General features: G+C 70.8%; 25 protein-coding genes and 1 pseudogene. 6 read left to right on the top strand and 20 right to left on the bottom strand.

Annotated elements, in window-relative coordinates:
• Positions 1 to 50: 50 nt before the first annotated feature.
• The gene (locus tag OOK38_RS23820) at positions 51 to 782 is read right to left on the bottom strand and encodes an SRPBCC domain-containing protein (protein WP_266757367.1); all 732 of its coding nucleotides are present in this window, start codon (positions 780 to 782) and stop codon (positions 51 to 53) included.
• Between the two features lie 19 nt (positions 783 to 801).
• The gene (locus tag OOK38_RS23815) at positions 802 to 1,443 is read right to left on the bottom strand and encodes a winged helix-turn-helix domain-containing protein (RefSeq protein WP_266757369.1); all 642 of its coding nucleotides are present in this window, start codon (positions 1,441 to 1,443) and stop codon (positions 802 to 804) included.
• A 259-nt stretch (positions 1,444 to 1,702) separates the two neighbouring features.
• Between OOK38_RS23815 and OOK38_RS23810 the strand changes: the two genes are divergently transcribed.
• Positions 1,703 to 2,821, top strand: coding sequence for a YihY/virulence factor BrkB family protein (locus OOK38_RS23810; RefSeq protein WP_266757371.1), 1,119 nt, complete (start codon positions 1,703 to 1,705; stop codon positions 2,819 to 2,821).
• Positions 2,822 to 3,020: 199 nt separating this feature from the next.
• On the opposite strand, the gene OOK38_RS23805 is transcribed toward OOK38_RS23810, so the two are convergent.
• Positions 3,021 to 3,683, bottom strand: coding sequence for a hypothetical protein (locus OOK38_RS23805; protein ID WP_266757373.1), 663 nt, complete (start codon positions 3,681 to 3,683; stop codon positions 3,021 to 3,023).
• On the bottom strand, positions 3,680 to 3,814 hold the full coding sequence (locus OOK38_RS23800) for a hypothetical protein (protein ID WP_266757375.1): 135 nt from the start codon (positions 3,812 to 3,814) through the stop codon (positions 3,680 to 3,682). The genes OOK38_RS23805 and OOK38_RS23800 overlap by 4 nt, the downstream gene beginning before the upstream one ends.
• Positions 3,815 to 4,004: 190 nt before the next feature.
• Here OOK38_RS23800 and dapA point away from each other — a divergent pair, with 190 nt between their 5' ends.
• A complete protein-coding gene (dapA, locus tag OOK38_RS23795) occupies positions 4,005 to 5,009 on the top strand; it encodes a 4-hydroxy-tetrahydrodipicolinate synthase (protein WP_266757377.1) in 1,005 nt (334 codons plus the stop codon).
• A 165-nt stretch (positions 5,010 to 5,174) separates the two neighbouring features.
• Here dapA and OOK38_RS23790 read toward each other — a convergent pair whose 3' ends face one another.
• The 4 genes from OOK38_RS23790 to OOK38_RS23775 all read right to left on the bottom strand — a co-directional run bounded on the left by OOK38_RS23790 (position 5,175) and on the right by OOK38_RS23775 (position 9,140).
• Positions 5,175 to 6,509 (bottom strand): WD40 repeat domain-containing protein, encoded by a 1,335-nt coding sequence (locus OOK38_RS23790; protein WP_266757379.1) that lies wholly within the window; start codon positions 6,507 to 6,509, stop codon positions 5,175 to 5,177.
• Positions 6,506 to 7,063: a SigE family RNA polymerase sigma factor gene (locus OOK38_RS23785; protein ID WP_266757381.1), complete on the bottom strand. Its 558-nt coding sequence runs from the start codon at positions 7,061 to 7,063 to the stop codon at positions 6,506 to 6,508. The genes OOK38_RS23790 and OOK38_RS23785 overlap by 4 nt, the downstream gene beginning before the upstream one ends.
• A 290-nt stretch (positions 7,064 to 7,353) precedes the next feature.
• The gene (locus OOK38_RS23780; protein ID WP_266757383.1) at positions 7,354 to 8,574 is read right to left on the bottom strand and encodes a WD40 repeat domain-containing protein; all 1,221 of its coding nucleotides are present in this window, start codon (positions 8,572 to 8,574) and stop codon (positions 7,354 to 7,356) included.
• The gene (locus OOK38_RS23775; protein WP_266757385.1) at positions 8,571 to 9,140 is read right to left on the bottom strand and encodes a SigE family RNA polymerase sigma factor; all 570 of its coding nucleotides are present in this window, start codon (positions 9,138 to 9,140) and stop codon (positions 8,571 to 8,573) included. Before OOK38_RS23775 ends, OOK38_RS23780 begins: the two co-directional genes overlap by 4 nt.
• Before the next feature lie 188 nt (positions 9,141 to 9,328).
• Here OOK38_RS23775 and OOK38_RS23770 point away from each other — a divergent pair, with 188 nt between their 5' ends.
• On the top strand, positions 9,329 to 9,826 hold the full coding sequence (locus tag OOK38_RS23770; RefSeq protein ID WP_323178850.1) for a hypothetical protein: 498 nt from the start codon (positions 9,329 to 9,331) through the stop codon (positions 9,824 to 9,826).
• Positions 9,827 to 9,995: 169 nt separating this feature from the next.
• On the opposite strand, the gene dapD is transcribed toward OOK38_RS23770, so the two are convergent.
• Genes dapD through OOK38_RS23755 form a run of 3 tightly spaced genes read right to left on the bottom strand, consistent with a single transcriptional unit; the run spans position 9,996 to position 11,940 of the window.
• On the bottom strand, positions 9,996 to 10,985 hold the full coding sequence (dapD, locus tag OOK38_RS23765; RefSeq protein ID WP_266757389.1) for a 2,3,4,5-tetrahydropyridine-2,6-dicarboxylate N-succinyltransferase: 990 nt from the start codon (positions 10,983 to 10,985) through the stop codon (positions 9,996 to 9,998).
• 54 nt (positions 10,986 to 11,039) lie between these two features.
• Positions 11,040 to 11,585 (bottom strand): TetR/AcrR family transcriptional regulator, encoded by a 546-nt coding sequence (locus tag OOK38_RS23760; protein WP_266757391.1) that lies wholly within the window; start codon positions 11,583 to 11,585, stop codon positions 11,040 to 11,042.
• 34 nt (positions 11,586 to 11,619) lie between these two features.
• Positions 11,620 to 11,940 carry a multidrug efflux SMR transporter gene (locus OOK38_RS23755; RefSeq protein ID WP_266757393.1) on the bottom strand — a complete coding sequence of 107 codons (321 nt, stop codon included), beginning with the start codon at positions 11,938 to 11,940 and terminating at the stop codon, positions 11,620 to 11,622.
• A 149-nt stretch (positions 11,941 to 12,089) separates the two neighbouring features.
• Between OOK38_RS23755 and OOK38_RS23750 the strand changes: the two genes are divergently transcribed.
• Positions 12,090 to 13,220: a hypothetical protein gene (locus tag OOK38_RS23750; protein WP_266757395.1), complete on the top strand. Its 1,131-nt coding sequence runs from the start codon at positions 12,090 to 12,092 to the stop codon at positions 13,218 to 13,220.
• Here the strand turns inward: OOK38_RS23750 and OOK38_RS23745 are convergent.
• A pseudogene (locus tag OOK38_RS23745) lies at positions 13,212 to 13,370 on the bottom strand (VOC family protein); the annotation flags it as partial. The gene OOK38_RS23750 and the pseudogene OOK38_RS23745 overlap by 9 nt on opposite strands.
• A gap of 229 nt (positions 13,371 to 13,599) precedes the next feature.
• On the opposite strand from OOK38_RS23745, the gene OOK38_RS23740 reads away from it, so the two are divergent.
• On the top strand, positions 13,600 to 14,556 hold the full coding sequence (locus OOK38_RS23740) for an AbfB domain-containing protein (protein ID WP_266757397.1): 957 nt from the start codon (positions 13,600 to 13,602) through the stop codon (positions 14,554 to 14,556).
• A 123-nt stretch (positions 14,557 to 14,679) separates the two neighbouring features.
• On the opposite strand, the gene OOK38_RS23735 is transcribed toward OOK38_RS23740, so the two are convergent.
• Genes OOK38_RS23735 through OOK38_RS23700 form a run of 8 tightly spaced genes read right to left on the bottom strand, consistent with a single transcriptional unit; the run spans position 14,680 to position 21,314 of the window.
• Positions 14,680 to 15,018 carry a metal-sulfur cluster assembly factor gene (locus OOK38_RS23735; RefSeq protein ID WP_266765628.1) on the bottom strand — a complete coding sequence of 113 codons (339 nt, stop codon included), beginning with the start codon at positions 15,016 to 15,018 and terminating at the stop codon, positions 14,680 to 14,682.
• Between the two features lie 53 nt (positions 15,019 to 15,071).
• Positions 15,072 to 15,536: a Fe-S cluster assembly sulfur transfer protein SufU gene (gene sufU / locus OOK38_RS23730; protein ID WP_151470345.1), complete on the bottom strand. Its 465-nt coding sequence runs from the start codon at positions 15,534 to 15,536 to the stop codon at positions 15,072 to 15,074.
• A 16-nt stretch (positions 15,537 to 15,552) separates the two neighbouring features.
• A complete protein-coding gene (locus tag OOK38_RS23725; RefSeq protein WP_266757401.1) occupies positions 15,553 to 16,809 on the bottom strand; it encodes a cysteine desulfurase in 1,257 nt (418 codons plus the stop codon).
• Entirely contained in the window at positions 16,806 to 17,579 is a 774-nt protein-coding gene (gene sufC / locus OOK38_RS23720; protein ID WP_266757403.1) for a Fe-S cluster assembly ATPase SufC, read from the bottom strand. Before sufC ends, OOK38_RS23725 begins: the two co-directional genes overlap by 4 nt.
• A gap of 7 nt (positions 17,580 to 17,586) precedes the next feature.
• Entirely contained in the window at positions 17,587 to 17,910 is a 324-nt protein-coding gene (locus OOK38_RS23715) for a bifunctional 3-phenylpropionate/cinnamic acid dioxygenase ferredoxin subunit (RefSeq protein WP_266757404.1), read from the bottom strand.
• On the bottom strand, positions 17,910 to 19,091 hold the full coding sequence (gene sufD / locus OOK38_RS23710) for a Fe-S cluster assembly protein SufD (protein ID WP_266757406.1): 1,182 nt from the start codon (positions 19,089 to 19,091) through the stop codon (positions 17,910 to 17,912). Before sufD ends, OOK38_RS23715 begins: the two co-directional genes overlap by 1 nt.
• A gap of 58 nt (positions 19,092 to 19,149) precedes the next feature.
• Positions 19,150 to 20,574: a Fe-S cluster assembly protein SufB gene (gene sufB / locus OOK38_RS23705; RefSeq protein ID WP_266757408.1), complete on the bottom strand. Its 1,425-nt coding sequence runs from the start codon at positions 20,572 to 20,574 to the stop codon at positions 19,150 to 19,152.
• Positions 20,571 to 21,314 (bottom strand): metalloregulator ArsR/SmtB family transcription factor, encoded by a 744-nt coding sequence (locus OOK38_RS23700; RefSeq protein WP_266757410.1) that lies wholly within the window; start codon positions 21,312 to 21,314, stop codon positions 20,571 to 20,573. Before OOK38_RS23700 ends, sufB begins: the two co-directional genes overlap by 4 nt.
• 161 nt (positions 21,315 to 21,475) lie before the next feature.
• Here OOK38_RS23700 and OOK38_RS23695 point away from each other — a divergent pair, with 161 nt between their 5' ends.
• Entirely contained in the window at positions 21,476 to 22,312 is an 837-nt protein-coding gene (locus OOK38_RS23695) for an aminoglycoside N(3)-acetyltransferase (protein WP_266757412.1), read from the top strand.
• Positions 22,313 to 22,314 lie beyond the last annotated feature (2 nt).

The following is a 22,314-nucleotide window of genomic DNA, read 5'->3' as shown; positions in this document are numbered from 1 at the left end:
GTCCGGGGGGCCGGGCTCTTCGCCTGCGCGGAGGAGTCCCGCCGGGCCGGTCAGCCGGCGAAGACTCCGTCGAGCCAGCCCTTCCAGGCGGTCTCATTGCCCTTGGCGTCGGCGTCGGGCGCGAAGTCGTGGAGGCTGATGCCGACCGGAGCGCCCCAGCGGTTGCGCCCGAAGAAGCGGATGAGCGCGTTGTCGGTGCGCAGCCCGATGAAGTACGGGTTGCGGTAGTCGACCACGGCGTCGAAGACCTGGCCGCCGGGTCCCTGGGCCCGGATCCGCGCGCCCTCGGCGGTGTCGTCCGCGAGGCCGAGGGCCTGCCCGACGGCGGCGAAGGCGTCGGAGGCCGTGGACGCGCCGGGTCCCTCGAAGGTCGCGAAGGCGACCGGGCGGCCCGCGAAGTGGGTCACGTACTCGCGCAGCGTGTGCAGGTAGAAGTCGGTGTGCTTGTCGGCTCCGTCGTACTGGTTGTCCCAGTCGTCGGTGAAGATGCCGCTGTGCACATACCGCACCCAGGAACGCCGGCCCTCGTCGCGGGCCTCGATGGTGTGGTCGATCTGGTTGAGGCTCTGCGTCGGGAACCCGACGTCCTCGCTGCGCACGGTCAGCCGGTGCGGCGGGTCCCAGGCGGTGATGGTGCTGCCGAAGGGGCCGGCCCCGCCCTCGCGGGGCTCGTACTCCATGGGCCACAGCCAGCCGCCGCTGCCGCTGGTGATCGCGTCCCACATCTGGTCCGGCGAGGCGTCGACCTCGTACTCGCGCGCGATCTCGAATTCCTTGGGCATGATCATGACTCCTGGGTGATCAGTGGGCGGCTTCGCCGTCCGCGGGGGCTTCCACGGCTTCGGGTCCGGCCGCGGCCTCGGGTTTGAGCGTGGGGTGGACGGCGAGGACGATCCGGTGCGGGCGCCCGCCGTCCGCGTCCCCGTCGTGGTACTTGCGGATGAGCGCGCCGACCCCGGCCGTCAGCTCGTCGATGAACGCGGCCCGGTCGGCGGCCGAGGCGAAGGTCACCTCGCCGTCGAGCGCGTACGTCGCCAGCCGCTTGCGGGCCTTCGCGGCGCCGGTGATGAGCGAGCCGACGTCCCGGACGAGCCGGGCGCCGAGCGCGAGCAGCCAGCGGGCGGACAGCTGGTCCCGGAAGCGGTCCGGATCCGGCTGCACGGCGGCCAGCGCGAGCGGCGAGATGACGTACGACGCCGCCGTCGCGCGCATCAGCCGCTCGGTGACGTTGCCCTTGCGGCGCTCGCCCGCCAGTTCGACCAGGCCGTGCCGCTCCAGCGTCTTGAGGTGGTAGTTCACCTTCTGCCGGGGCAGGCCGACCCGGCCGGCCAGCATGGCGGCCGACGCGGGTCCCGTGGCCAGCTCGGCCAGCAGCCGGGCCCTTATGGGGTCCAGCGACACGGCGGCGGCCTCGGCGTCCTCGATCACGGTCACGTCCAACATGACTCTACCGTCCCACCGAAAACTTTTTTTGTCCAGACGACACGAGTCGTCGGCGAGTCGCCGTTCTGTGGCGGCCGGGGGTGTGGGGAGGGGGCGGGGCGGCCGGGGTCGGCGGGGCCGGGCGGGGCAGCTGGGGTTGGCGGGGCAGCCGGGGTTGGCGGGGCCGGGCGGGGCGGCCGGGGTCGGCGGGCGGCCGGAATTCCCCGGCCCGGCTGCCCCCCGGGGGCTTCATCGGCCGGATTCGGGCAACACGCCGGTCATGGACGAGAAGCGACCGGAATCGACGCGGCAGGCTCTTCCGGACACGGACACGGGCACGGACACGGACACGGGCACGGACTCGGAGACGGCGGGGTCCGCCGAGAAGGACCGCCCCGCCCGGCTGCCCGCGCGGGCCTGGTGGGCCGTTTCGTGGCGCACGGTGAAGGAGTTCCGGGACGACGAACTCGCCGACCGCGCGGCCGCGTTGACGTACTACGGCGTGCTGTCGCTGTTCCCCGCCCTGCTGTTGCTGGTGTCCCTGCTGGGCGTCCTGGGGCAGCGCGTCACGAACAGGCTCCTCGACAACGTGGGGGACCTGGCGCCGGGCCCGGCCCGCGAGATCCTGCGGGACGCGGTGACGCAACTGGGCGACAGCGGCGGTACCGGCAGCGTGCTCGCGATCGTCGGACTGTTCATGGCGCTGTGGTCCGCGTCCGGGTACGTCGGCGCGTTCATCCGCGCGTCCAACGCGGTGTACGACCTGCCGGAGGGCCGTCCGGTCTGGAAGGTCACACCGCTGAGGCTGGCGCTGACCCTCACGCTGATGGTGCTCCTCACCGGGAGCGCGATCATCGTGGTGTTCACCGGGCCGCTGGCCGAGCGGGCCGGCACCGCGATCGGGCTCGGCGACGCGGCGATCACGGCGTGGTCGATCGCCAAGTGGCCCGTCCTGCTGGTGTTCGTCGAGCTGATGATCGCCCTGCTGTACTGGGCCGCTCCCAACGTCTCCGGCCGCGGCTTCCGCTGGTTCAGCCCCGGCAGTGTCGTCGCCACGGTGATCTGGCTGGCCGCGTCCGCGGGATTCGCCGTCTACGCCGCCGGCTACAGCTCCTACAACAAGACGTACGGCACGCTCGCGGGCGCCATCATCTTCCTCGTGTGGCTCTGGCTCACCAACCTGGCCATCCTCCTGGGCCTGGAGTTCGACGCGGAACTCGCCCGCCAGCGGGCCATCACCCACGGCAGGCTCCCCTCCGAGGAGCCTTACGTCGAGCCCCGCGACACCCGCAAGTGGCCCCCGCGTCTGCGGGCGTTGCGCGCGGCCCGGGAGAAGGTGGAGACGGGAATCACGCCGATGCGCGGGGGAGCCGAACGAGACACCGCCGGGCGGGTGTGACGCCGGGACGGGAAGGACGGCACACGATGCGGCGGCGAACCGGTGTCCGGTTCGCCGCCGCATCGCTCCCCTCCGGCTCCTCGGACGGGGCCTCAACGGCGCCCTCGATGGCCGTTGTACCGCCCTCGGAGCGGGCTCACGGTGAGAGGCCCCCGCCTTCACTCGCTCGCGGAGGCACGGGTACCCGGAGCCGCCCGGGCTATCCCTGCGGGCCCGGGTCGACCAGACGGGCCAACTGGCTCTGGAACCAGTCGAGTCGGGCTTGGAGCAGCGCCGCCTCGGCGACCAGCTCGGAGACCCCGGAACCGGCCGTGGCGACCACGGCGGCGCCGGTGGCCCGGACCCGCAGGCCCTCACCGGCCAGCCGCGCGAAGGAGGCGAGCGAGAGGGACGTACGACCCCGAACGCATCCCGCGCAGGCGGCCGTCAGCGCGCGCCAGCCCGGACGTCCCCAGCCCGCGTCGGCCAGCGCTCCGGCCACGGCGCCGCAGGCGCAGGGGCCGACGGTGGCGGTGCGCACCCGCTGGCGGGCGTAGCGGAAGCCCCGCTCGAAGCGGATGTAGGCGCCGAGGACGCCGACTTCGAGAAGGACGGCCGCCCGGTGCTCGGCCGTGCACAGCATCGCCTCGGCGGCGGCGGAGTCGTGCACGCAGTGGAAGCCGCAGTCGCAGCGGCGGTGCGGCGCGCGGTGCCGCCGTCCGTAGACACAGCGCGCCTCGTCCAGCACTCCGTACGGCAGCGCGCCGCCCAGCGATACGCCGGTGAACCCGGCCCGGGTGCCGTCCTGGGACAGCACCGGGTGGGCGATCTTGTATCCGGTCGGCGGCTCCGTCGGACGTTCCTCGGGGAGCCGCAGCCTCATCGTCCGGCCGGAACCTCTTCGGGCACGGAAGCCTCCGACTCCTCGATGATCTCGGGGAGTTCGAACGCCTCCTCGTGCGTGTGGGCCTGCTCTTCCGCGACTCCGGTGGCGAGTGCCTTGCCGAGCCTCATGACGCCTCCCGCTCTGCCGACGACTGCCGTCCTCGCCATGGTGACCCATGACGGGCCGGTTTGGCACCAGTGCCTCACCCCGGCTCCGGCGGACCCGGCCGCCCCGCGGCGGTCCCCGTCCTCGGCTCCGTCTTCGTCTCCGCCCCCAAAATGCGTAGCATCCATTGCCTGTACCTCGTAGAAGAATTAAGTGGAGCTTCACAGTGGGGCGGCCGAGACTACTTCCATGACCGTTCCGAGGACCGTTCCCCCGACCACCCCCGCCACCGTCGCCGCTTCCCCGGCCGCCCCGCGCGCGACGCGGTCCGTCCCCGCCTTCGGCCGTGCCCTGTGCGCGATGATCACGCCGTTCACGGAGGCGGGCGCGCTGGACGTCGGCGGCGCGCAGCGGCTCGCCGAGCGGCTGGTGGCCGAGGGCTGCGACGGGCTCGTGCTCTCCGGGACGACGGGCGAGTCGCCGACCACGACGGACGCCGAGAAGGCCGCGCTGGTGCGGGCGGTGCGGGAGGCCGTCGGTGACCGGGCGGCGATCGTGGCGGGGGTCGGGACGGCCGACACCCGGCACACCGTGGAACTGGCCCTGGCGGCCGAGAAGGCGGGCGCGGACGGGCTGTTGGTGGTCGCGCCGTACTACAGCAGGCCTCCGCAGGACGCGGTCGAGGCTCATTTCCGGGAGATCGCGGACGCCTCGGGGCTGCCCATCGTGCTGTACGACATCCCGGGGCGCACCGGGACCCGGATCGAGCCGGAGACGATGATCCGGCTGGCGGAGCATCCGCGGATCGTGGCGGTCAAGGACTGCGCGTACGACCTCCTCGGTACCCAGAAGGTGCTGGCCCGCACGGAGTTGGCGTACTACGCGGGCTGCGACGAGTACGTCCTCGCGCTGTACGCGGTCGGTGCGGCCGGGTACATCAGCACGGTCGCCAATGTGGCGCCCCGTCAGTTCCGGTCGATCCTGGACGCGTTCGACGGCGGGGACACCGCCGGGGCCGCTCGCCACCAGCGGCAGGTGCTTCCCCTGGTCGAGTCGATGATGTCGGCAGGTCTGCCCGGCGCGGTCACGGCGAAGGCGGTGCTCGGCTCCCTCGGGCTGCCCGGCGGCCCGGTGCGGGCGCCGCTGCGGCCCGCCGGCCGCGAGGCGGTCGACGGGCTGCTGGCGGCGTACGAACGGCTGGCGGCCGAGGTGTCCTGACGGGTGGGGCCGACCCCCGTCCGCCCCCTTCCGTCCCGACGGGCGAGGGCGCGCCTCCCCCGGTCCCGCCCCTCGGCCCTGCGCCGGACGCTCAGCGCCCGACCTTCAGCGCCCGGCGCTCAGCGCTTCAGCTCCGCCTCAGCGATGCGCGAAGACCGTGCCGCCTCAGCGATGCGCGAAGACCGGAGTCCAGCGACCGCCCGCATCGTCGTCGCCCTTGCGGTAGCCGCTGAGCGGGACCACTTTGTCACTGCCTACGGTGATGAGCATCAGCCGGTTGTGGAACTCGTTCGTGCCGGGCGCGATGTCCCAGGCGATCAGCCGGTTGTTGCCGACCCACGTGAGCAGGTTCTGCCCGTGCACCTTGGCCACCCGCTTGCCGGTGTAGGGGTCGTTGATCTCCGATGCCGTCGTCTTCGCCCCACCCGCGAATTCACCGGCGGCGAGCTTGCCGTCCGGGGACAGGCGCGCGTCGAAGTACCAGTGCACGTACTTCTCGATCGCGGGCGTGGCGACCTTGTTGCCCTTGAGGTCGTAGAACTGGTCGTGGGGCTCGGTGGTGAGTCCCGAGTAGACCAGCTTGGCGTCGCGGCTGAACCGGAAGTCCTGGCGGGTGTCGACGTCCTCCCGGTCGGGGACCTCGCTCCAGGAGGTCGTGCCGGAGTCCACGTCCGCGATGTAGAAGCCGGTCCGGTGCGCGTCGCCGAAGTGCGTCGTCCAGTCGTTCTTCTTGCCGTCCCCGTTCCCGTCGTAGTCCACCTTGTAGACAAGATCCGGATTCTTCTCGTACGCCGTCGCGATGAGCTTGTGGCCGTCGGGTGAGAACTCGACCGACGCGACTCCCCGGTCCACCGGGATCCAGCGCTCGATCCTGCCGGTGAGCAGGTCGAGCAGGCCGATCCGTTTGGTCGGCAGTTCCCTCTCCAGGACGGCGGCGGTCCGCATCCCGGGGGCCACGCTGACGAACGACCACTTGGTGGACTTCACATACTTGCCGGTCCTCTGGTCGAGAAGGTGGTAGGTGCGGTTGTAGACGGCGACCGTCGCGGACTTCTCGACCCTGGCCCGGGTGTAGTAGGCGGCCAGCGCGGAATCCCCCGCCGCGATCAGGTCCTTAGGCGGCGACTGGTCCGGGTGGGCGATGATGTCGCTCGCGTTCATCTCGGTCGCGAGGCGCCCATCGTCCTTGGTCCCGTCCTTGGGCGGCGACTGGTCCGGATGGGCGGTGGTGTCCTTGGCCGGCGACCGGTCCGGGTGGGCGGTGAAGTTCCTCCGGTTCGTCTCGGTCGCGAGGCCCGCGTCGTCCTTGCCGGGGCCCAGCAGCGGTACCGCGACGGCGACGGCGACGACAGCGGCGGTGGCCGCGGCGACGGTCGCGAACGTACGGTTCCGGCGGCGCCGTCTGACGGTCAGCACCCGGTCGGCGAAGTGCGGCCCCAGCGGGGGCTGTTCGGTGGCCTTCCACCGGAGCGAGTCGCGTACCAGCTCTTCGACGTTCACGTACGCACCTCCACGGGCGAGAAGTCACGGGACGGCCAGGCTTCGGAGTCGTCCGGGCCGAGTGCGGCGAGTTCGGGGGCGAGGGCACGCAGTCGCGCCAGCGAGCGGTGCGTCGTGGAGCGGACGGTCCCGACCGAGCAGCTCAGGAGCCGGGCCACGTCCATCTCCGGCAGATCCTCGAAGTAGCGCAGCACCAGGACGGTGCGCTGCCGCGCGGTGAGCTGGGCGAGCGCGCCGCACATCACCACGCGCAGTTCGGCGTCGGCCGGGGCGTCCCCGCCCGACGTCGCCTCCGGCGGCTCGGCGACACTGAGTTCCCGGCGCGGCCACTTCAGCCGCCAGCGGCTCACCTGCCGGCGGTACAGGATCTGCCGTATGTAGGCCTCGGGGTCATCGATCCGGTTCCAGCGGTCGGCGGCCTTGATCAGGGCGTCCTGCAGCAGATCCTCGGCCGCGTACCGGTCCCCACCGCTCAGCAGTACGGCCGTCTTGAGGAGCATGGACGACCTGTTCGCGACGAACTCCCGGAAACTCTCCTGCCCTGCGGCATCCATCGTCACCTTCTCTTCCCCGGCGGACCCTGTGCCCGACCCCTGTACTCCTTGTGACGCGTCCGCCCCCGCCCCGCTATGCCTGAGACGACAAAGATCCCCTCGGCTCGTCCGGATGTCCGCGTCCCGCCGTCGGCAACAGACCTTCCGTCCGGCCGAGTTGACGGTGTCCGCCGGACTGCCGGGGACGGCTTGGGGCTGCCCGGTCCGCCCGCGGGGACCTGGCCACGCACCGCTGCGGCCCGTCGGCCGGGAGACGGTCGACGGGCCACGGGCGGCGTACGAGGAGTCGGTCAGCGCGAGCTGAAGACCGGGGTCCAGCGGCCCGGGTAGTCGGCGCTCGCTCCGCGGAAGCCGCTCAGCGGTACGACCTTGTCGGTACCGATGGTGACGAGCAGCAACTGGTTGCGGAACTCACCCTTGCCGGAGCACCTCTTGGGCTCGCAGCCCCAGCCGATGAGGCGCTTGTTGTCGGCCCAGGCGAGGAGTTGCTGCACCGGCACGGTGGTGATCTGCTTGCCGGTGTGCGGGTCCAGGACGGCGGCGGCGATCGTGGTCCCGCGGCCCGCGAAATCGCCGGCCGCGAGCTTCCCGTCCGGCGAGACCCCCGCCTGCACCGATACGGCGACCTTCTCGTCCGACGGCCAGTCGGCCCGGTCGCCGTTCAGGCTGTAGTACTGGCGGAAGGGCTTCACCGGAGTGTCCGCGTAGACGAGTGTGCCGTCATGGCTCCAGTCGAAGTCCTCGCGCGAGTTGCCCGGCAATCCCATCTCATCGGTCTGGAACGGGGCCTCGTGCCAGACCGCCTTGCCTGACTCCACATCCACGACGGTGAATCCGGTACGGCTCGGCACCGGTCCGGGAATCTCCTTGCCGTTGACCCTCTCCTTGTGATCCGCGAACCCGCGGTCGGGGTTCTTGGCGTAGGTCGTCGCCACGAGCTTCGTGCCGTCCGGAGAGAAGGACACGCCCGCGACGCCCCGGTCCAGCGCGATCCAGCGGTCGACCTTGCCCGTGATCAGGTCGAGCAGCCCGATGCGCTTGGCGGGCAGTTCGCCCTCCAGCACCGCCGCGGTGCGGGAGCCCGGTGCGACGTCCAGGTAGGCCCACTCGGCCTTCTCGTACCTGCCCGTGTTCTGGTCGAGGAGCCCGTACACACGCTGGTGGACGATGTCGCCGTTCGACTGCTTGACGTTCCTGTGGACGTAGAAGGCGGACAGCACCGTGTCTCCCGCCGCGATCAGGTCCTTCGGCGGCGACTGGTCGGGGTGCCCGATGATGTCGCTCGCGTTCATCTCGCTCGCGGGGCGCGCCTCGTGCCCGCCCCGGCCGAGGAGAGGGACGGCCACCGCGACGGCCACCGCGACGGCGGTGGTCGCGGCGAGCGACGCGAGCCTGCGCGTCCGGCTGCGGCGCCGGACGGCCAGTACCCGGTCGGCGAGGTACGAGGGCGCGGGCATGCTGTCCGCGGCCTCCTCGTGGAGCGCGTCGCGCACCAGGTCATCGACGTTCACGGACGCACCTCCACGGGCGAGAAGTCACGGGACGGCCGCTGCTCGGCCCGGGCGGGGCCCAGCAGCTCCAGTTCGGGGGCGAGGGTGCGCAGCCGGGCCAGCGAGCGGTGCGTCGTGGACCGTACGGTCCCCACGGAACACCCCAGGACCCGGGCCACCTCGGACTCCGGCAGATCCTCGAAGTAGCGCAGCACGAGCACGGTGCGCTGCCGGTCGGTGAGCCGGGCCAGCGCCCCACGCATCACGAGGCGCAGCTCGGCGGCCGACGTGGCGTCCGCCGCGGTACCCGCCCCGCTACGCGTCTCCGGCGTTTCGGCGACGCTCAGTTCACGCCTCCGCCACTTCAGCCGCCAGCGGCTGACCTGCTGCCGGTAGAGGATCCGCCGTACGTACGCCTCCCGGTCGTCGATCCGGTTCCAGCGGGCCGCCGCCTTGACCAGCGCGGTCTGCAGCAGGTCCTCGGCCGCGTGCCGGTCCCCGCCGCTGAGGAGCACGGCCGTCCTCAGCAGCGCGGACGACCGATTCGCCACGAACTCTCTGAAACTCTCCTGCCCTTCGGCATCCATCGTCACCTTCTCTTCCCCGGCGGACCCTGCGCCCGGCCTCTGTGCACCTGGTGACGCCCGCGCACGTCCGCTTCTATGCCTGCCGAGGTGAGAAAGATTTCAGACCCGTGGGTGAGGCGCGTCCCCGGGCCCCGCCCAGGACCCGGATGTCCCGCGACCCCGCGCCGTTCCTGCCGTACGTTGTCGAGGTGAGCCGACCGCTGCTGTATCTCGACGTCGACGGCCCCCTGAACCCGTACGCGGCCCAGAGGGAGCGCCGGCCCGAGGGGTACACGACGATCCGGGTCACCCTGGAACCCGGCCGGCCGCTGCGCGTCTGGCTCCATCCCGGCCACGGCCGCGCCCTGCTCGCCCTCGGCTACGACCTGTGCTGGGCCACCACCTGGATGGACGCCGCCAACCGCTGGATCGCCCCCGTGATCGGCCTCCCCGAACTCCCCTACGTCGACTTCACCGGCGCCCTGTTCGCCGAGCGCCCCGACGGCGTCCACTGGAAGACGGAACGCATCGTGGCCCACGCCGCGGGCCGCTCCTTCGCCTGGGTGGACGACGAACAGAGCCCGGCCGACGAGGCGTTCGTCGCCGCCCACCATCACGCACCCGCTCTGCTGCGCAACGTCGACCCCCGACTCGGCCTGCGCGAGACGGACTTCGAGGCTCTCGAGGAGTTCGCCACGACCCTCTGACCCGGCATCGTGCGTCCGCCCGCCTCCGGCGGACGCACGAGCGCCCTCCCGGGCCCTGCTCGGGCCGGGGAGGGCGCTCCACGACCACCAGCGCCGCCACCCGCCGAGAGCTCGGCAGCGGTTCGGAGCGGTGATCGGGGGGACGGCCGCATGTCACGGCCGTCGATGATCAGTTGTGGCTGTGCAGGACCTCGTTCAGGCCGCCCCAGACCGCGTTGTTCGGGCGCGCCTCGACGGTCCCGGTGACCGAGTTGCGGCGGAACAGGATGTTCGACGCCCCGGACAGGTCGCGGGCCTTGACGATGTCTCCGTCGGGCATCGTCACGCGGGTGCCGGCGGTGACGTAGAGCCCGGCCTCGACCACGCACTCGTCGCCGAGGGCGATGCCGACGCCCGCCTCCGCGCCGACGAGGCAGCGCTCGCCGATGGTGATGCGGACGTTGCCGCCGCCCGAGAGGGTGCCCATGGTGGACGCGCCGCCGCCGATGTCCGAGCCGTCGCCGACGACGACACCGGCGGAGATACGGCCCTCGACCATGGAGGTGCCGAGCGTGCCCGCGTTGAAGTTCACGAAGCCCTCGTGCATGACGGTCGTGCCCTCGGCGAGGTGCGCGCCGAGGCGGACCCGGTCGGCGTCGGCGATGCGGACACCCTTGGGCGCGACGTAGTCCGTCATGCGCGGGAACTTGTCGATGGAGGTCACCTGGAGGTGCAGGCCGGCGGCGCGGGCGTTCAGCCGGACCTTCTCGACGTCGTCGACGGCGACCGGGCCCAGCGAGGTCCAGGCGACGTTGGCGAGCAGTCCGAACACACCGTCCAGGTTCTGGCCGTGCGGCTTGACCAGGCGGTGCGAGAGAAGGTGCAGACGCAGGTACGCGTCGTGCGCGTCGAGCGGCTTGTCGTCCAGCGACGCGATGACCGTACGGACCGCGACCACCTCGACGCCCCGGCGGGCGTCGGGGCCGATCGCCTGCGCGGCTCCCTCGCCGAGCAGTTCCACGGCGCGCTCGGCGGACAGCCGCTCGGTACCGGCCGGGCCGGGCTCGGCGGACAGTTCGGGGGCGGGGAACCAGGTGTCGAGAACGGTGCCGTCGGCGGTGAGGGTGGCGAGCCCGGCGGCGACGGCGCCGGTGGTACGAGAAGCAGTCGTGTCGGTCATGGGTGAAACCTAACTTGGCGGGGCCCGCCCGGGCGAACCGGTACGCGGGACGTCTCAGGTACCGGGCGGCAGGACCCGTGCCAGCACCTCGCGCGCGTACTCCTCGTCGTACGACGTCCCCGTCAGCAGCACCTGGAGGCAGATCCCGTCGAGCAGGGCGACGAGCGCCCGCGCGGTGACCGGGTCCGTGCGCCGGGCCAGCGGCTCGACGAGGCTGTCGATCCACTCGGCGGCGACCGGACGCAAGGCGGGTCTGCGGAGGGCGGCGAGGTAGAGCTCGTACTCCAGCTCCACGCCCGTCCGGTCACCGGCCAGCCACTCGCCGATCAGCCCGGCGAGCTCGGCGGCCAGGTCGGCCCGGGTGTCCTCCAGGGCGCCGCGCGCGGCGAGCACCTTGGCGAAGCCCTCGTTGGCCTGGCGCAGGGCCGCGACCATGAGTTCGTCGAGGGTCCTGAAGTGATACGTGGTGGAGCCGAGCGGCACGTCGGCCTCGGCGGCGACGGAGCGGTGGCTCAGCCCGGCGATGCCCTTGGCGCCGACGACGCGGATCGCCGCGTCGATGATCCGCTGCCGCCGCTCGGGGTCGTACCGGCGCGCCATCACAGGCCGCCGTCCGCCGCGCCGGGCGCGGCCATCAGTGCGCCCCGCCCAGGTTCAGCAGCACGACTCCGCCGATGATGAGCGCGATCCCGGCGGCCTTCGCGGCCGTGAGCCCCTCGCCGAGGAACAGCATGCCGATCGCCGCGATGGCGGCGGTGCCGACGCCCGCCCAGATCGCGTAGGCCGTGCCGACCGAGACGGTCTTCAGGGTCTGCGCGAGCAGCGCGAAGGCGACGACGTATCCGAGGACGGTCAGCAGCGACGGCCACAGCCTGCTGAAGCCTTCCGTGTACTTCATCGCGGTGGTCGCGCCGACCTCCGCCGCGATGGCTCCGGCGAGCAGTACGTATCCCATGCGTACGAGCGTACACATCGATACGTACACCCGTACACAAAGCGATCCCGCAAACCCCATGGGCACCATGCACCCCACCGGATATCGTTCGCGATCACAGTGGGGGCCGGAATCGCACAGATTCCCGAAAGCAATGGAGCGCACGAGGCATGTCGGACAGTTCTGGGTGGGGACCGTCGGGGCCGTACGGAGGTCCTCCGGGCGGCTGGGGCTGGATGCCGCCGCCACCGCCACCGCCCAAGCCCGGGGTGATCCCCCTCGCCCCGCTCGGCGTGGACACGGTCCTCGGCGGTGCCTTCGTCACGATGCGCCGTTACGCGCGGCCGCTGTTCGGGCTCGCCTCGCTGGCCTGCCTGGTCCTGGTGGCCCTGACCGTGGGCCTGGGGGGCATCGCCTACGCCTCGGAGGCGGACCATCTGCACCGGCTCTTCAGGGGTTCCGGTTCGGCGGAGTGGGCCGACGCCCGGCCCGTCCTCATCACGTTCGGGGCCCTGTGGGTCGTCGGGATGCTGGCCACGCTGGTGGCCAACGCCTTCATGCAGGCCTCGTCCGCGGCAACCCTGCACGAGGCCGTACTCGGACGGCGGGCCCGCATCGGAGCCGTCTGGCGGCGCGCCTGGCCGCGCACCCCCTCCGTACTCGGCGTGACGCTGCTGATGAGCCTGATCATGGTGATTCCGACGGCGCTGTTCGCCTTGCTGCTCATGACGCTGCTCGCGTCCCTGGCCTCCGAGCCGTTCCTGCCCGCCGGGATCGCCTTCCTGCTCCTGCTGCTCTCGGTACCGCTGACGGTCTGGCTGTACGTCCTGTTCAGCTTCGCCCCGGCCGCCGCCGTGCTGGAGGCGGCGTCCCCCCTGACGGCGATGCGGCGTTCGGTGCGGCTGATGCGCGGCGCGTGGTGGCGCACCTTCGGCATCTCACTGCTCGGCGGCCTGATCGTGGTCATCGGGTCGCTCGTGCTCCGGCTGCCGCTCATGTTCGCCATGCCGAGCCCGCAGCCGTACGACCCCTCCGCGCCGCCGCCCACGGACATCGCGGACGCCTTCAGCCAGACCGTGCCCGACCTCGGGCCCTACCTGGTGCTCACGGTGATCTCGGCCATCGTCACCCAGCTGTTCTCCATGGTGTTCATGCCCCTGGTGACGAATCTGCTGTACATCGACCAGCGCATCCGCCGGGAGGGCCTGGCGGACGTGCTGATACGCGTGGCCGGGGTTCCGGAGACGCCCGGTGGGCCGGCGGCGCCGGGCGCTCCGGGTGGGCCCGGCCCGGTCCACTAGCGACGCCTTCGGCCGCTGCACACGGAACTCGTCGCCCTCGGGATCGGCGAGGACGACCCGGCCGACGTCCTCGCCCTGCCCCACGCCGGCCCGGCGCGCCCCGAGGGCGAGGACACCCGCCACCGACCGCATCCGCACCCGCACCCGCACGCAGCGCCCGACTTCGTGCGATTGCCCGGCACTGTCGGACAACTCCCCTGTACCGCCTGGTAATTCACCGGTATCGCTGCGGGAAACGACTGCTCAGAAGTCACCGGTTCCACTACTGTTTCACCAGTCGCACACCGGGCCTCCACGACCGCTCCCGCTCCGTGTGCCGGCACTCTCCTCACCTCGTGTCGCCCTCTCGCGCGCTCACCCTCCCCCTTTAGGAACGCGTATGCCCGAAGTGACGCCCGGGTCCGGGCCCGACCGGCCCGGCCCCTCGCGGGAGTTGGCGCCCTGGCGCCCCACCCCGCACGGCGCGCCCTACCCGGTGACCACCGATCTCGTTCCCGTACCCCGGGCGTCCTGGGAGAGGGCCGGTGACGAGGGCAGGCTGCCCGGGACACGCCGGCTCTGGCTGGCCGGGGGGCTCGCGGTGGCCGTGACCATCGCCGCCGTGACCGTGATCACCGTACAGAGCAACCGTTCTGACGATCCATCACGGACTCGGGCGGACAACAGGACCCTCGCCGACACGACGAACCCCTTCCTCCCCGGCGCCCCCACGGCGCCCGCCGGAGCGACCACGGCCCCGGTGGGCAAGAACGCACTGTCCTCGCCCGGGACCGCGCACTCGGCCTCACCGGATTCCGCCTCGACCGGCTCCGCCTCGCCAGGGCCGTCGGATCAGGGCTCCGCCAGCCGTTCCGTCCCCGGAACGTCCGCGCCCGCCGCCTCCGGCGCCGCTTCCCCGCCCCGGCCGGCCTCCTCGTGGAAGTCGGTCCAGGCGGTCAACTACCCCGACCGTTTCTGGCATCTGAGCGACGGAAAGGTCCGGCTCGACCCGGTGGGCCCGGGCAGCTCGGCCGCGACCCGGCGGGCCGCCAGCTTCAAGGTGGTCGCGGGACTGGCGAATTCCTCCTGCTACTCCTTCACCACCACCGACGGCTCCTACCTGCGCCATCGCGACTTCGTCCTGCGCGCCGACCGCTACGACGGCTCCAGCCTCTTCCGGAAGGACGCCACCTTCTGCCCCCGCGCGTCCTCCTCGGGCGCCGTCATGCTGGAGGCGGTCAACTACCCGGGCCGATTCCTGCGGCACCGCAACTTCCAGCTCCGCCTGGAGCGTTCCGAGGACAGCAGGCTCTACCGGGCGGACTCGGCGTTCCGTCTGGTGCGGGGCTGGGCCTGAGGCCCCGAGCGTCCCGCCGAGGAAAGCACGATGGGGCGGCACCCGAAGGTGCCGCCCCATGCGAGGTACCGAGGTACCCGCGTACCCAGGCACCGACCTACGAAGTGCCGAAGCCCCGGGGACTCAGACGTTGAAGCCGAGCGCCCGAAGCTGCTCGCGGCCGTCGTCCGTGATCTTGTCCGGGCCCCACGGCGGCATCCACACCCAGTTGATGCGCAGTTCGTTGACGAGGCCGTCCGTGGCGGACTTGGCCTGGTCCTCGATGACGTCGGTGAGCGGGCAGGCCGCGGACGTCAGGGTCATGTCGATCGTCGCGATGTTCGCGTCGTCGATGTGAATGCCGTAGATGAGCCCGAGGTTGACGACGTCGATGCCCAGCTCGGGGTCGACGACGTCATAGAGCGCCTCGCGGACCTCTTCCTCGGAGGCCGGCTTCGTCGTCAGGATCTCGCCCGACGCCACAGCGGTCTCGTCCGCCGTCACAGCGGTCTCCTCCGATGTCACAGTGTTCTCGCTCATGCCGTCTTCCTCTCGGCGCTCTCGCCCAGAGCCTGGGCCGTCGCGTCCTTCCACGCCATCCAGCTGAGGAGGGCGCACTTGACCCGGGCCGGGTACTTGGAGACACCGGCGAACGCGACCGCGTCCTCCAGCACCTCCTCCATCGCGTCGTCGGGCTCGATCCGGCCCTTGGACTGCATCAGCTCCAGGAAGGTCTCCTGGATCTTCTGCGCGTCGGACACGTCCTTGCCGACCAGGAGGTCGTTCAGTACGGAGGCCGAGGCCTGGCTGATCGAGCAGCCCTGCCCCTCGTACGAGATGTCCTCGATCCGCTCGCCGTCGTACTTCACGCGCAGGGTGATCTCGTCACCGCACGTGGGATTGACGTGGTGCACCTCGGCGTCGCCATCCCGGAGACCGCGCCCGTGCGGGTGCTTGTAGTGGTCCAGGATGACTTCCTGGTACATCGAATCCAGCTTCACGTTCCCAGCCAGCCCCTCAGCCGAAGAAGTTCCGTACGTGCTCCAGGCCGTCGACCAGAGCGTCGATCTCGGCCGGCGTGGAGTACAGATAGAACGACGCTCGTGTCGTCGCAGGAATTCCGTACCGCAGGCAGACCGGACGGGCGCAGTGGTGACCGACCCGGACCGCGATGCCCTGCTCGTCGAGGACCTGGCCCACGTCGTGCGGGTGGATGTCGCCCAGCGTGAACGAGATCGCGGCGCCCCGGTCCTCGGCCGTGGTGGGGCCGATGATCCGGAGGTCGGGGACCTCCGCGAGCCGCTTCACCGCGTACTCGGTGAGCGCGTGCTCGTGGGCGAGGATCTTGTCCATGCCGATGGCGGAGAGATAGTCGACGGCCGCGCCCAGACCGACCGCCTGCGCGATCGGCGGGGTGCCCGCCTCGAACTTGTGCGGTGCCGGGGCGTACGTCGACGAGTGCATCGACACGGTCTCGATCATCTCGCCGCCGCCGAGGAACGGCGGAAGGTCCTCGAGGAGCTCCTGGCGGCCCCAGAGGACGCCGATCCCCGTCGGACCGCACATCTTGTGACCGGTGAAGGCCACGAAGTCGGCCTGGAGGGCCTGGACGTCGAGGGGCATGTGCGGCGCGGCCTGCGACGCGTCGATCAGGACCAGGGCACCGACCTCCTGGGCGCGGCGCACTATCGCCTCGACCGGGTTCACGGTGCCCAGGATGTTCGAGACCAGCACGAAGGAGACGATCTTCGTCTTCTCCGTGATGACCTCGTCGATGTTCGACAGGTCGAGGCGGCCGTCGTCGGTGAGGCCGAACCACTTCAGCTTCGCGCCGGTGCGCTGCGACAGCAGCTGCCACGGGACGATGTTGGAGTGGTGCTCCATCTCCGTGATGACGATCTCGGTCTCGTGGTCGACCCGGTAGGGCTCGTCGGCCCAGCCCAGCATGTTGGCCACGAGGTTGAGCGACTCGGAGGCGTTCTTGGTGAAGATCACCTCGTCGCGGCTCGGCGCGTTGATGAACGCGGCGACCTTGTCGCGCGCGCCCTCGTACAGCGCCGTGGCCTCCTCGGCGAGCACATGCACACCGCGGTGGACGTTGGCGTTGTAGCGCTCGTAGTACTCGTTCAGAGCGTCCAGGACCTGGCGCGGCTTCTGCGAGGTCGCCGCGTTGTCCAGGTACACCAGCTTCTTACCGTCGTGGACCTGACGGTCCAGGATGGGGAAGTCCTTGCGGATCGCCTCGGTGTCGAGGAGGCCCGGCAGCTGTGTCACGCGGATACGCCACCCTTCGCGTCGAGTGCGTACGACTCGTAGCCCTCGTTCTCCAGCTTGTCGGCGAGCTCGGCGCCGCCGGACTCGACGATGCGGCCGCCGGAGAAGACGTGCACGAAGTCGGGCTTGATGTAGCGCAGGATGCGCGTGTAGTGGGTGATGAGCAGGGTGCCCACCTCACCGGTCTCGCGGACGCGGTTGACGCCCTCGGAGACGACGCGCAGGGCGTCGACGTCCAGGCCGGAGTCGGTCTCGTCGAGGATCGCGATCTTCGGCTTGAGGAGCTCCAGCTGAAGGATCTCGTGGCGCTTCTTCTCACCGCCGGAGAAGCCCTCGTTGACGTTGCGCTCGGCGAAGGCCGGGTCCATGGAGAGGCGCTCCATGGTCTCCTTGACCTCCTTGACCCACGTACGCAGCTTGGGGGCCTCGCCGCGGACGGCGGTGGCGGAGGTGCGCAGGAAGTTGGAGACCGAGACGCCGGGGATCTCGACCGGGTACTGCATCGCCAGGAACAGGCCCGCGCGGGCGCGCTCGTCGACGGACATCTCGAGGACGTTCTCGCCGTCGAGGGTGACGGTGCCGCCGGTGATCGTGTACTTCGGGTGGCCCGCGAGCGAGTAGGCGAGGGTCGACTTGCCCGAGCCGTTGGGGCCCATGATGGCGTGCGTCTCGCCCTGCTTCACGGTCAGGTCGACGCCCTTGAGGATCTCCTTCGTGGCGTTGTCGGCCTCGACGGTGACGTGCAGGTCGTGGATTTCAAGCGTTGCCATGGGTTCCTCAGGACTCCTGGTTGAGGGAGACGAGCACGTCGTCCCCTTCGATCTGTACGGGGTATACGGGGACGGGGCGCGTCGCGGGAAGGCCGGACGGCTTGCCGGTGCGGAGGTCGAACGCGGAGCCGTGCAGCCAGCACTCGATCTGACAGTCCTCCACCTCGCCCTCGGAGAGCGAGACGTTCGCGTGCGAGCAGATGTCGTTGATCGCGAACACCTCCCCCTCGGCCTTCACGACCGAGACCGGCGTGCCGTCGAGTTCCACCCGCTTCGGGGTGTTCTCCTCCAGCTCGCTCAGCCCACAGACGCGCACGAAGGTGCCGGGCATCAGAGCGACGCCTCCAGCTCCTCGTCGATCTTCACGAGAAGGCGCTCTTCGATGTCGTCGACACCGATCTGCTGGACCAGCTCGGCGAAGAAGCCGCGGACCACCAGACGCCGGGCCTCGTCGGCCGGGATGCCGCGGGCCATCAGGTAGAAGAGCTGCTCGTCGTCGAAGCGGCCGGTCGCGGAGGCGTGGCCGGCGCCGACGATCTCGCCGGTCTCGATCTCCAGGTTCGGCACGGAGTCGACGCGGGCGCCGTCGGTCAGAACCAGGTTGCGGTTCATCTCGTAGGTGTCCGTGCCCTCGGCCTTGGCCTCGATGAGAACGTCACCGATCCACACCGCGTGGGCACCCTCGCCCTGGAGCGCGCCCTTGTAGGCCACGTTCGACTTGCAGTGCGGGGTGTTGTGGTCGACCAGGAGGCGGTGCTCCTGGTGCTGGCCGGCGTCCGTGAAGTACAGGCCGAAGAGCTCGGCCTCGCCGCCGGTGCCGGCGTAGGCGACGCGCGGGTGGAGGCGTACGAGGTCGCCGCCGAAGGTGACCACGAACGACTTGAAGGTGGCGTCGCGGCCGATCAGCGCGTTGTGCTGGCCGACGTGCACGGCCTTGTCGTCCCAGTCCTGGACGGAGACGACGGTCAGCTTGGCGCCGTCACCGAGGACGTAGTCGACGTTGGCGGCGAGCACCGCGTCACCGGTGTGGTCGATGACGACGACGGCCTCGGCGAAGGCTCCCAGCTCGATGACCTGGTGGCCGTAGGCGACCCCGCCCTCGCCGTGCACGGCGATCCGGATGGGCTCGGTGAGCACCGTCTCCTTGGGGACGGTGACGACACCGGCCTTCTCGAAGGCCGAGTACGCCTGGGCGGCGACGCGGTCCACCGGGGTGCCGGCCTTGCCGATCCGCGCGTCGTCACGGGCGACCGTCTCGACGGAGACGCCCTCGGGGGCCGTCACGTCGATCCGCACGCCCTCGCCGGTCGCGACGGCGGTGCCGTCGTGCAGCCCGCGCAGTCGCTCCAGCGGGGTGAACCGCCACTCCTCCTCGCGGCCGTGGGGGACCGGGAAGTCCGCCACGTCGAAGGAGGGGGGCGCGCTCATGCGCGTGGCGACGGTCGACTCGGCGGCCACCGCGATCTGGCCGGCGGTCGTGCTGCCCACCGGGATGTTAAGAGCCTCAGCCATGGCTGTCGGTCTGCTCGCTTTCTTGCGTGAGTGGCTTGATGGATACGGCGGCCGGCGCTTAGCCGACCGAGCCTTCCATCTGGAGCTCGATCAGCCGGTTGAGCTCGAGGGCGTACTCCATGGGCAGTTCCTTGGCGATCGGCTCGACGAAGCCGCGCACGATCATCGCCATCGCCTCGAACTCCGTCAGACCACGGCTCATCAGGTAGAAGAGCTGGTCCTCGGAGACCTTGGAGACGGTCGCCTCGTGGCCCATGGACACGTCGTCCTCGCGGACGTCCACGTAGGGGTAGGTGTCCGAGCGGGAGATGGTGTCGACGAGCAGCGCGTCGCACAGCACGTTGGACTTCGAGCCGTGGGCGCCCTCGCCGATCTCGACGAGACCGCGGTAGGACGTACGGCCGCCACCACGCGCCACCGACTTCGACACGATGTTCGAAGAGGTGTTCGGCGCCATGTGGACCATCTTGGAGCCGGCGTCCTGGTGCTGGCCCTCGCCCGCGAAGGCGATGGACAGGGTCTCGCCCTTGGCGTGCTCGCCCATCAGGTAGACGGCCGGGTACTTCATGGTGACCTTGGAACCGATGTTGCCGTCGATCCACTCCATGGTCGCGCCCTCGTACGCCACGGCGCGCTTGGTGACCAGGTTGTAGACGTTGTTCGACCAGTTCTGGATGGTCGTGTAACGGCAGCGGGCGCCCTTCTTCACGATGATCTCGACCACCGCGGAGTGCAGGGAGTCCGACTTGTAGATCGGCGCCGTACAGCCCTCGACGTAGTGGACGTAGGCGTCCTCGTCGACGATGATCAGCGTCCGCTCGAACTGGCCCATGTTCTCCGTGTTGATACGGAAGTAGGCCTGGAGCGGGATCTCGACGTGCACACCCTTCGGCACGTAGATGAAGGAGCCACCGGACCACACGGCGGTGTTCAGCGACGCGAACTTGTTGTCACCGACCGGGATGACCGTGCCGAAGTACTCCTTGAAGAGCTCCGGGTGCTGCTTGAGGGCGGTGTCGGTGTCCAGGAAGATGACGCCCTGCTCCTCCAGGTCCTCGCGGATCTGGTGGTAGACGACCTCGGACTCGTACTGGGCCGCGACACCGGCGACGAGGCGCTGCTTCTCCGCCTCCGGGATGCCGAGCTTGTCGTACGTGTTCTTGATGTCCTCGGGCAGGTCCTCCCAGGACTCCGCCTGCTTCTCCGTGGAGCGCACGAAGTACTTGATGTTGTCGAAGTCGATGCCCGACAGGTCCGAACCCCAGTTGGGCATGGGCTTCTTCCCGAAGAGGCGCAAGCCCTTCAGGCGGAGCTTGGTCATCCACTCCGGCTCGCTCTTCTTCGCGGAGATGTCGCGGACGACGTCCTCGTTGATGCCGCGCTTGGCGGAGGCACCGGCCACGTCGGAGTCGGCCCAGCCGTATTCGTACGTACCCAGACCCTCGAGCTCAGGGTGGGCAGTCTCCTCGATGGGGAGCGTCATGCGGGGTTCCTCCCGGCGGTGCTTGCAGATGCGTTGTGAGTGGATTGCGAAATCTTGGGGATGAACGTCGTGCACACCCCGTCGCCGTGGGCGATGGTGGCCAGCCGCTGGACGTGCGTGCCGAGCAGCTGGGAGAAGAACTCCGTCTCCGCCTCGCACAGCTGCGGGAACCGCTCGGCGACGTGGGCGACCGGGCAGTGGTGCTGGCAGAGCTGCTCGCCGACCGGTGCGCTGCGCGCCGTGGCAGCGTACCCGTCGGCACTCAGGGCCTTGGCCAGTGCTTCCGTGCGCTCCTCGGGGGACGCGGCTTCGATGGCCGCTCGGTACGCCCCGGCCTGCGCGGCGATCCGGGCGCGGGCGAAGGAGAGGACCGCCTCGTCGCCGCCCTCGCGCTCGGCGATCCAGCGCAGTGCGTCCTCGGCGAGCTTGTCGTAGGACTGGTCGAAGGCGTCCCGGCCGCAGTCGGTCAGGGCGAACACCTTGGCGGGACGGCCACGCGTGCGTGCTCCGTAGACCCGCTGCTCACGTGCTTCCACGACGTCGTCGCCGACGAGCGCGTCGAGATGACGTCGTACGGCGGCCTGGGTCAGCCCCAGCCGGCCCGCGAGGTCGGCCACGGTCGACGGGCCGTGGTCCAGGATGGACCGCGCGACCCGGTTGCGCGTCGAGCGCTCACCGGTCGCGAGTTCCTCCTGCGGGGCCCCCGCGGGGGTCTCCCGAGCCTCGCCAACGTATTTCACAACGCCATTGTTGCGTAATTCCTCAGGCCCTGACAAGCCGCACCCTCCGGAGTGATCGGTGCGCTGCATCACTTAGGTATACCTAAGGTGACCTGCGCAAACGATCTTTGATCGATCAATTCGGTGGCGTCCGGGCACGCTCTCGGGGAGACTCCGGAACCATGTCGACACCCCCTCCGACCGGCCCACTCGTCACCCGGGACACCCTCGCCGGGGACCTGCGCGCGCTGGGCGTACAGCCCGGGGAGACGCTTCTTGTGCACTCCTCGCTCAGTGCCCTCGGATGGGTGAACGGCGGCCCCGTGGCCGTTGTCCAGGGACTGCTCGACGCACTCGGTCCACACGGCACCCTGGTGGTGCCGACCCAGTCCGGCGACCTCTCCGATCCGGCGCTGTGGAGCCGTCCGCCGGTGCCCGAGGAGTGGTGGCCGGCCATCCGGGCGACCATGCCCCCCTACGACCCCCGCGTGACGCCCTCCCGCGGCGTCGGCGTGATACCCGAGACCGTCCGCACCTGGCCCGGCGCCCTGCGCAGCGCGCACCCGGAGACCTCCTTCGCGGCACTCGGCCCGCGCGCGGCGGCGGTCGTGGACGGGCACGCGCCCGACTGCCGCCTCGGCGAGCGCAGCCCGCTGGCCCGCCTGGAGGCCGGCGGCGCCCGCGTCCTGCTGCTCGGCGCGGGCTACAGCACCTGCACCAGCTTCCACCTGGCCGAATACCGGGTTCCCTCGCCCGTCGTCGAGGTCGGACGGCCGTCCCCGACGGGCTGGGAGAAGGTCCGGGAGGTGTCGATCACCTCCGAGCTGTTCGAGGAGCTGGGCACCGACTTCGAGCGGGACCGTCCCGTCGTACGGGGCACCGTGGGCGCCGCCCGGGCGCGGCTGTTCCCGGTGGCCGACGCGGTGGCGTACGCGGAGCGGTGGCTGCCGCTGCACCGGCCGCGGGACCTGTACGTGGATGCGGCCCCCGGCGGTTCCGGCACGCGCGGACGTCCCTAGAC

The sequence above is a fragment of the Streptomyces sp. NBC_00568 genome, assembly GCF_026341855.1.
In the GTDB taxonomy this organism is placed as follows: domain Bacteria; phylum Actinomycetota; class Actinomycetes; order Streptomycetales; family Streptomycetaceae; genus Streptomyces.
Note: the sequence above shows the minus strand (reverse complement) of the source record. Positions and strands in the feature narration are given on the sequence as shown.

Excerpts from the sequence above, each read along its gene's own strand:
- OOK38_RS23800 (WP_266757375.1), bottom strand. The coding sequence starts at position 3,814 with ATGAGGCTCGGCAAGGCACTCGCCACCGGAGTCGCGGAAGAGCAGGCC.
- OOK38_RS23755 (WP_266757393.1), bottom strand. The coding sequence starts at position 11,940 with ATGGGATACGTACTGCTCGCCGGAGCCATCGCGGCGGAGGTCGGCGCG.
- sufC (WP_266757403.1), bottom strand. The coding sequence starts at position 17,579 with ATGGCAACGCTTGAAATCCACGACCTGCACGTCACCGTCGAGGCCGAC.
- OOK38_RS23750 (WP_266757395.1), top strand. The coding sequence starts at position 12,090 with ATGTCGGACAGTTCTGGGTGGGGACCGTCGGGGCCGTACGGAGGTCCT.
- OOK38_RS23785 (WP_266757381.1), bottom strand. The coding sequence starts at position 7,063 with ATGGATGCCGCAGGGCAGGAGAGTTTCCGGGAGTTCGTCGCGAACAGG.
- OOK38_RS23810 (WP_266757371.1), top strand. The coding sequence starts at position 1,703 with ATGGACGAGAAGCGACCGGAATCGACGCGGCAGGCTCTTCCGGACACG.
- sufD (WP_266757406.1), bottom strand. The coding sequence starts at position 19,091 with ATGGCTGAGGCTCTTAACATCCCGGTGGGCAGCACGACCGCCGGCCAG.
- OOK38_RS23815 (WP_266757369.1), bottom strand. The coding sequence starts at position 1,443 with ATGTTGGACGTGACCGTGATCGAGGACGCCGAGGCCGCCGCCGTGTCG.
- OOK38_RS23805 (WP_266757373.1), bottom strand. The coding sequence starts at position 3,683 with ATGAGGCTGCGGCTCCCCGAGGAACGTCCGACGGAGCCGCCGACCGGA.
- OOK38_RS23740 (WP_266757397.1), top strand. The coding sequence starts at position 13,600 with ATGCCCGAAGTGACGCCCGGGTCCGGGCCCGACCGGCCCGGCCCCTCG.
- OOK38_RS23820 (WP_266757367.1), bottom strand. The coding sequence starts at position 782 with ATGCCCAAGGAATTCGAGATCGCGCGCGAGTACGAGGTCGACGCCTCG.
- OOK38_RS23775 (WP_266757385.1), bottom strand. The coding sequence starts at position 9,140 with ATGGATGCCGAAGGGCAGGAGAGTTTCAGAGAGTTCGTGGCGAATCGG.
- sufB (WP_266757408.1), bottom strand. The coding sequence starts at position 20,574 with ATGACGCTCCCCATCGAGGAGACTGCCCACCCTGAGCTCGAGGGTCTG.
- OOK38_RS23695 (WP_266757412.1), top strand. The coding sequence starts at position 21,476 with ATGTCGACACCCCCTCCGACCGGCCCACTCGTCACCCGGGACACCCTC.
- dapD (WP_266757389.1), bottom strand. The coding sequence starts at position 10,985 with ATGACCGACACGACTGCTTCTCGTACCACCGGCGCCGTCGCCGCCGGG.
- OOK38_RS23760 (WP_266757391.1), bottom strand. The coding sequence starts at position 11,585 with ATGGCGCGCCGGTACGACCCCGAGCGGCGGCAGCGGATCATCGACGCG.
- OOK38_RS23715 (WP_266757404.1), bottom strand. The coding sequence starts at position 17,910 with ATGCCCGGCACCTTCGTGCGCGTCTGTGGGCTGAGCGAGCTGGAGGAG.